We start from the raw sequence: 1,558 nt of genomic DNA on the forward strand, positions 1-1,558 counted from the left end.
CCCGTACTCCCGCAGGAGTCTTCGCGCCTTCCGCTCCAATCAACAATCGCTCTTAACACAGCTAATTTTTAAAACTAAGCAGCTTGTTGTTGATTTAAAAAGGCATTTAACCGGTCTGCAGCTAATTTTGAAGCATTGTAAACTAAGGTCACTAAGTCAAAATGAACTTTGGCGCGTTTTCCTGTTCGATAACGAACATTGTCTAGTTGAAAGTATAACTTGAGATAAGCATTTACACGTTCTACAGCAGTGCGACGTTTAAAGACGGTTTTCCAAGCTTTTGATCCTCGCGCTGGTGAAGTATATTTTCTGAGATCTGTTGTGATCTTCACTTTATATATCTTTTGGCAAAGTCCTTCATTGGCTAAAGGACAGTCTTTACATTCCTTTGGTCTTGTATATTTGAGTGTTTCGTATTTCGAATCAAAACTATCATATCGATACGAGTGTTCCCGGAAACAAGTGGGTGCGAAATGTTTATCAAAACCTTCTGGCTCAGGCTCATTACGCTTGTTATAGGCAATAACAGATTGGTGACCCATTCGGTGAATTTGTTCATAAATCGGTTCGTAATCATATCCTGCGTCCAGTGTATCGTAACGAAGAGTGGATAGTTGAACTCGTTCCTGAATTCCTTTTAGTAAAGGAATCGCTGCTTTTCCGTCATTCAAATTACCAGAAGAAAAGAGAGATTGAAGAATGTATTGGCTTTTTGTCCCAACAGCTAAATGCGCCTTATAGCCATACCAAAATACGTTTTTTCCTTCGCTGTTTTTCTTCACACCCCATTCGGGGTTTTGGGGAATTTCAGCACGAAGTTGTTCTAAAGGAGCATCCAACTGGTCTTCAATTTTCTTTTCAAAAAGAGGCAGATTAGCTTCGCGTTCAGCTTTGTCAATCAACCATTGTTCTCTTTCTTCTTTTGATTTACGCCCACGTTTCTTGGGTTCAGTTTTTGGCTTTTCTTCTTTTGGAGGTGCTTGATCTTTTGCTTCAAAGTGTGTCGCATCAAGGGCTACTGTATCATCGGTGACAAATCCTTCTGTAATGGCTTGATAAAGAATCGTTTCCTTAACCTCTTCAAGAACGTTAGATTCACAAAGGATTGTCACCATTCTTGAATAAGCTGCTTCTGATGGAACTGAATCAGATACCAAAAATCCGCAATCAAGACGGAAAATCATATCATTCCTTAACCGCTTAACTAGATCTTTTATGAATGGGATCCGCTCTGTGATTCTAGCGACTAGGGAATATATCATTGCCGCATAGTTAAGCTCAACAGGTCTACCAAAACGTGATTTCTTCGTTACCACAGCGAAGATTGGGTCAATGTCAATAGTAGAAAAAATAGCTTCAAATCGTTGGGTAGGTTCTAAATCATATAATTCTTGTAGGTCAAACAGGCTTCCTTGTCGTATAATAGTCATAGGGAGTCTTCCTCCAGTCTTATTAGTTTGTGTGGTGCTTACTAAATTCGACATTTTGGGGAGGTACTCCTTTTTCTATTGTCTAAAAGCCTTGAGCCCGTTGGGCTCATAATTATGAAATTGATTCA

At 39.5% G+C, this 1,558-nt stretch carries 1 protein-coding gene; it reads right to left on the minus strand.

All coding sequences use genetic code 11. From position 1 onward, the window contains the following. Window positions 1–74: 74 nt before the first annotated feature. Window positions 75–1,430, minus strand: coding sequence for an IS1182 family transposase (locus JN080_RS28720; RefSeq protein ID WP_256239346.1), 1,356 nt, complete (start codon window positions 1,428–1,430; stop codon window positions 75–77). Window positions 1,431–1,558: the final 128 nt, after the last annotated feature.

The sequence above is a fragment of the Bacillus sp. EB600 genome, from assembly GCF_024494385.1.
Lineage (GTDB): Bacteria > Bacillota > Bacilli > Bacillales > Cytobacillaceae > JAEVLT01.